This is a genomic window from Actinoplanes sp. NPDC048791 (assembly GCF_040650095.1).
Taxonomy (GTDB): domain Bacteria; phylum Actinomycetota; class Actinomycetes; order Mycobacteriales; family Micromonosporaceae; genus Actinoplanes.
Window position 1 is genome coordinate 1 of record NZ_JBEZGQ010000503.1, and the last position, 6,074, is coordinate 6,074.

Sequence of the window (6,074 nt, forward strand, 5' to 3'; positions counted from 1 at the left end):
GCGACCGCCGCCGGCAGCACCGGCACGCACGGCCTCAGCCGTCCGAGTCAGCGCCCGGCTCAGCTCTGCAGCTCGGCCGTCACCTGCTGGGCAATCTCCAGCTCCTCGTCCGTCGGGACCACGCAGACCCGCACCCGCGCCCCTTCCGGCGAGATGATGCGCTCGCCGCGCTCGTTGCGGGACGGGTCGATCGTGATGCCCAGCTCCGTCAGCCCGGCCAGCGAGGCGGCGCGGACCTGCGCGGAATTCTCGCCGACGCCCGCGGTGAACGTGATCGCGTCCGCGCCGCCCAGGACCGCCAGGTACATCCCCACGTACTCCTTGATCCGCCGGCAGTAGACGTCGAAGGCCAGCGTCGCCGCCGGGTCGCCCGCTGCCCGGCGCTCCTGCACCGCCCGCATGTCGTTCTCGCCCGCGAGTCCCTGGAGGCCGGCGAAGCGGGTCAGGGAGCGTTCGATCTCCTCGATCGGGAGCCCGGCGACCCGGTGCAGGTGGAAGATCACCGTCGGGTCGACGTCGCCGCTGCGGGTGCCCATCACGAGCCCGGACTGCGGGGACATGCCCATCGACGTCGCCACGCTGCGGCCGCCGGAGACCGCGCAGGCGCTCGCGCCGTTGCCGAGGTGCAGGGTGATCACCCGGGCCCGGTCCGCGGGCAGGTCGAGCAGCTCAGCGGTCTTGCGGGCCACGTACGCGTGCGAGGTGCCGTGGAAGCCGTAGCGGCGGATCTGCCAGCGCTCCGCCAGGGAGGCGTCGATCGCGTAGGCCACGCCGTCCGGGGGGATCGTCTGGTGGAACGCCGTGTCGAAGACGGCGACCTGCGGGACGTCGGGCAGCAGCTTGCGGGCCACCGCGATGCCGCTGAGCGCCGCCGGGTTGTGCAGGGGCGCGAGCGGGACCAGCCGCTCGATGACGGCGAAGAGCTCGTCGTCGATGACCGTGGCCCGGCCGAACTCACTGCCGCCGTGCACGACCCGGTGCCCGACCGCGCCGAGGCCCTCGACGTCGACCGCGGCCATCACCTGCTGCAGGGCGGCCTCGTGGTCGCCGGCGTCGCCGTCGGCCTCGCCGATGCGTTCGATCAGGCCCTTGGCCAGGGTCTCGGTGCCGTCGAAGAGGCGGTACTTGACCGAGGACGAGCCCGAGTTGAGCACGAGGATCTTCATGAGCGGGCCTGGATCGCGGTGATGGCCACCGTGTTGACGATGTCCTTGACCGTCGCGCCGCGGGACAGGTCGTTGACCGGGCGGCGCAGGCCCTGCATCACCGGGCCGACCGCCACCGCGTTGGCCGAGCGCTGCACGGCCTTGTAGGTGTTGTTGCCCGAGCTGAGGTCGGGGAAGACGAAGACCGTCGCCTTGCCGGCGACCACGCTCTCGGGCAGCTTGGTCGCCGCCACCCCCGGATCGATCGCCGCGTCGTACTGGATGGGTCCCTCCACGGGCAGGTCGGGGCGGCGCTCGCGGACCAGCTTGGTCGCGGCGGCCACCTTTTCCACGTCGGCGCCCGCGCCCGAGCTGCCGGTCGAGTAGGACAGCATGGCGACCCGGGGCTCGATGCCGAACGCCGCCGCTGTCTGCGCCGACGACAGGGCGATGTCGGCGAGCTGGGCCGCGTCGGGGTCCGGGTTGACCGCGCAGTCGCCGTAGACCAGCACGCGGTCGGCCAGCAGCATGAAGAAGACGCTGGAGGCGACGGACACCTCGGGCACCGTCTTGATGATCTCGAAGGCGGGCCGGATGGTGGCGGCGGTGGTGTGGTTGGCCCCGGACACCATGCCGTCGGCCCGGCCGGTGGCGACCATCATCGTGCCGAAGTAGTTGACGTCGCGGACCACGTCGTACGCCAGGTCGAGGGTCACGGCCCGGTGTTTGCGCAGCTCCGCGTACTGCTTGGCGAAGTCGTCGCGCCACTCGCTGGTGGCCGGGTCGATCAGCCGGGCCGCGCCGATCTCGACGCCCAGCTCGCGGGCCCGGCGGGCGATCTCGGCCGCGTCGCCGAGCAGGGTCAGGTCGGCGACGCCGCGGCGCAGTAGCGTCTCGGTGGCCCGCAGGATCCGTTCGTCGGTGCCCTCGGGCAGCACCAGGTGCCGGCGGTCGGCGCGGGCCCGTTCGATCAGGTCGTTCTCGAACATCAGCGGTGTCACCCGGCTGGACCGGGTCACATCGAGCAGCCGGGTCAGCTCGGCGGTGTCCACGTGCTTCTCGAAGGCGCCCAGGGCCGCCTCGACCTTGCGCGGGGTGGCCGGGCTGAGCTTGGCCTCGATCCGGCCGGCGGCGCTGATCGTGTGGTAGCTGTCGGACTGCACCACCAGCATGGCCAGCCCGGTGTTGAGCCGCTCGATGACCCGCACGGCGCGCGGATCGGGGAACTCGCCGAGGGTCAGCACCAGGCCGGCGAGCGTCACGTTGCCGGCGGCGTGCGCGGCGCTCGCGGCGACGAGCAGGTCGGCCCGGTCGCCCGGGGTGATGATCAGCGCCCCGTCGGTGAGGTGGTCGAGCACGGCCGGCACGTGCGCCGCGCCGACCACGTAGTCGAGCACGTCCCGGTCGAGGGCGGCCTCGCCACCGGTCACCACAGTGGCGTCGAGGGCGGCGGCGACCTCCGCGACGGTGGGCGCGGCGATGATCGGGATCTCCGGGATGACCCAGACCGGGACCGGCAGCCCGGCGGGCGGCGCCACCCCCTCGGGCACCCGGTTGGCGATCACGGCCAGCACGGTCGCGCTCAGATCCACAAGCGAGTGGTACGCCGAGCCGACCGCGGCCTGCAGATCGGAACGCCGGCCCTGCCCACCCACGACCGGCAGGACCACGCTGCCGAACTCGTTGGCCAGCCGCGCGTTGAAGGCCAGCTCGCGGGGCAGCTCGTCGTGCCCCTCCTCCTGGCCGTCGGAGAAGTCGCTGCCGATCACCACCACGGAGGCGCACTGCCGCTCGACCTCGCGGTAGCGCTCGACGATCCGGGAGATGAGCTCCTCGCGCTTGCCGTCGGCGACCAGGGCGGCGGCCTCGGCCACCGTGACCCCGAAGGAGTCCGCGTACGGAGCGACGGCCGGGTAGCGGGTGGTGAGCAGGGTCAGCAGCGGATCCTCACCGTGGCCCGGGACGACCGGCCGGAAGACGCCGATCCGGGCGACCCGCCGGGACAGCAACTCGACCAGCCCCAGGGCGACTGTGCCCTTACCGACGCCGGGGCCGACCCCGGCCACGTACACGCTGCTCGCCACGCCTTCAACCTACCGGCCGGGCCGGGATCGCGCCCGGGGTCGACCGACCCTGTGGACAAGGGCCGTCCGGCCCGCCGACCGCCGGTCCGCCGAGAGCGAACGGCGGGAAAACGGGGCGACGCCCGCGGGGGCATCTCGGTAGGTTCACCGTGATCAATCGCTGCGGGGGTGTAGTTGATGGCCGGCCAGGACGTGGGCGCCGAGGTCGACCGGTCGGTGTGGAAAGAGTTCACCGCGGGGATGGGCGGCCGCTGGGCCCCCACGCCGGGCAAGCTGCGGTATTTTACCGGGGGCGGGCCGGCCGTCGTGACGAGCGCGATACAGCGGCAGGTGGTGCCCCGGATGCAGCCCCGCGGCGTATGTCTGTCCACCGCCTGGGTCATCGCCGGGGTGCCCGCCGCGGTCGACGGTGGCGTGGACTCGCCGGCGTGGCTGGACCTGCGCGATCACCTGATCACCGCCGCCGCGCTCTTCTTCGCCATCCAGCTGTCGCTGCCGGTGCAGGCGTTCCTCGGCGAGCTGATGCGCCGGCGCATCGACGACCGGATCCGCGACCAGCTGATGGCCGACTCCTTCACCGGGTCCGGCATCGCCGTGCTGGAGGATCCCGAGGTGCTGGACCAGGCCGCCGACGGCATCTCCCTGCTGCGGTTCGCCGACTGGACGCCGGGTGCGGCCTGCGCCGGCTTCATCGCCCTGCTGTCGCGCTATCTGCAGACCGTCGCCGCCGTGATCGTCGTCGGCGTGGTGTGGCAGTGGTGGGCGGCGCTCGCGGTGCTGGCCGCCGGCCTGATCATCCGGTTCGGCTACCGCGTGGGCCTGTCCGTCTTCGGGCGCATCTACATGTCGCACCAGCGCACCCGGCGGCGGCGCTTCTACTTCCGGGACCTGTTGTTCACCGCGGTCGCGGCCAAGGAGATCCGGGTCTTCGGCCTGCTCGACTGGGTCGGCGACCGCTACGCGGACGCCTTCATGGCCAGCTCGGTCCCGGTCTGGCAGCAACGCCGCCGGATCTTCTACGGACCGTACGTGCTCTACACGCTCGTGGCGTTCGTCCTGCTCGGCGGGACGCTGGCACTGGCGGCCCGGGACGCGGCGGCCGGCGTGCTGGGCATCGGCGCGTTCCTGATCGTGATGCAGGCGGCGCTGTCCTCGGTCCGGATCGGCGCCTTCATCGCGGAGTCCGACGTGCAGACCGAGTACGGCCTGAACGCCCAGCAGGCGTTGCGCCGCCTCGGCGAGCTGACCGCCGCGGCCGCCGGCCCGGGCGGCGGTGACCTTCCCCCGCCCGACCTGCCGATCCGTGAGATCCGCTTCGAGCAGGTCACCTTCCGCTACTCGCCGGAGGCGCCGGCCGTGCTCGACCAGCTCGATCTGGTCATCCCCGCAGGCGCGTCGCTGGCCATCGTGGGGCTCAACGGCGCCGGCAAGACCACGCTGGTCAAGCTGCTCGCCCGCCTCTACGAGCCGGAGTCCGGCCGGATCACCGCCGACGGCGTGGACATCCGCACCTTCGAGGGCGCCGCCTGGCAGCGCCGGGTCGCGGCGATCTTCCAGGACTTCGTGCACTTCGAGCTGCCGGTCCGCGACAACGTCGGCTTCGGTGCCGGCGAGCTGAACGACGACGCGGCGATCGAGGACGCGTTGCGCCGCGCGGGTGCCCTGGACTTCGTCCAGCGGCTGCCGATCGGGCTCGACACGCCGCTGTCCCGGCAGTACACGGACGGTGCCGACCTCTCCGGCGGGCAGTGGCAGCGCATCGCGATCGCGCGAGCGTTGATAGCCGTGCAGGGCGGCGCCCGCGTGCTGGTGCTGGACGAGCCGACGGCGAGCCTGGACGCCCGGGCCGAGGTGGCGTTCTTCTCCCACTTCCTGGATCTGACCCGGGGCGCGACCAGCCTGGTGATCTCGCACCGCTTCTCCACGGTCCGCCGGGCCGACCGGATCGCGGTGCTGGAGCACGGCCGGGTGCTGGAGTCGGGCACCCACGACGAGCTGCTCGCCGGCGGCGGCCGCTATGCGGAGCTGTTCACCCTCCAGGCAGCCCGCTTCGCTGAGGACAAAGAGCCCGACGGTGACGAGCTGATCGAGGAGCCCGCTGATGCGTGACCTGTGGCTGGGCATCACCGGCGTGCTCGGCTCCTCGTGGCGGGCGAGCCGCGGCCGGCTGCTCATCTCCGCCTTCCTGATGCTGCTGGGCAACGTGAGCGCGCCCCTGATCGCCGTCTTCCTCGCGCTGACCACGGACGCGGCGCTGGGCCGGGGCACCTCCGCGGCGGTCTGGGCGGCGGCTGCCGTGGCGGTCGTCGCGCTGCTCAGCCTCACCATGGAGCACTTCGCACACATCTTCTTCTTCGAGCTCGCCGACCTGCATCACCTGCGCATCGAGCGGGAGATCGGTGACCTCGCGCACGGCACGGCCGGGCTGGACCAGCACGAACGGCAGGACTACGCCGACCGGATGGAGCTGCTGCGCAAGGAGAGCTGGGAGGTGGCCGCGGGCGTGCAGACGGTGCTCACCGCGCTCACCCTGTCCGTGCAGATCGTGCTGACCGGGGTGCTGCTCGCGCGGCTGGAGCCGTGGTTGCTGTTGTTGCCGCTTTTCGCCGTACCGCCGCTTGTCGCCGGCCGGATCGGTGAGGCCCGCCTGGAGCGGGCCGAGCTCACCACCGCGGAATCCCGCCGGCTCGGGTGGCACCTGCTGGAGCTGGCCGTGAGCCCGGCCGCCGCCAAGGAGATCCGACTGTTCGCCCGGCGGATCCGCCGCATGGTCACCGTGGTCCCGTCGGCGTGGTCGAACGCGACGGTGTCCATCACCTGGCGGATGAGCTGCAGGCCGCGGCCC

The 6,074-nt window shown here is 72.6% G+C and carries 3 protein-coding genes and 1 pseudogene; 2 read left to right on the plus strand and 2 right to left on the minus strand.

The window, feature by feature from the left end; all coding sequences use genetic code 11:
- Positions 1 to 59: 59 nt before the first annotated feature.
- A complete protein-coding gene (locus tag AB0C29_RS29250) occupies positions 60 to 1,166 on the minus strand; it encodes an acetate kinase (protein ID WP_360826634.1) in 1,107 nt (368 codons plus the stop codon).
- Positions 1,163 to 3,229: a phosphate acetyltransferase gene (pta, locus tag AB0C29_RS29255; RefSeq protein WP_360826637.1), complete on the minus strand. Its 2,067-nt coding sequence runs from the start codon at positions 3,227 to 3,229 to the stop codon at positions 1,163 to 1,165. The genes AB0C29_RS29250 and pta overlap by 4 nt, the downstream gene beginning before the upstream one ends.
- A 177-nt stretch (positions 3,230 to 3,406) precedes the next feature.
- Here pta and AB0C29_RS29260 point away from each other — a divergent pair, with 177 nt between their 5' ends.
- Complete coding sequence (locus tag AB0C29_RS29260) at positions 3,407 to 5,338, plus strand: ATP-binding cassette domain-containing protein (protein WP_360826641.1); 1,932 nt, start codon at positions 3,407 to 3,409, stop codon at positions 5,336 to 5,338.
- Positions 5,331 to 6,074 (plus strand): annotated as a pseudogene (locus tag AB0C29_RS29265) (hypothetical protein); the annotation flags it as partial. The gene AB0C29_RS29260 and the pseudogene AB0C29_RS29265, both read left to right, overlap by 8 nt.

Bases quoted from the DNA above. Each gene is read 5' to 3' on its own strand.
- AB0C29_RS29260 (WP_360826641.1), top strand. From the start codon at position 3,407: ATGGCCGGCCAGGACGTGGGCGCCGAGGTCGACCGGTCGGTGTGGAAA.
- AB0C29_RS29250 (WP_360826634.1), bottom strand. From the start codon at position 1,166: ATGAAGATCCTCGTGCTCAACTCGGGCTCGTCCTCGGTCAAGTACCGC.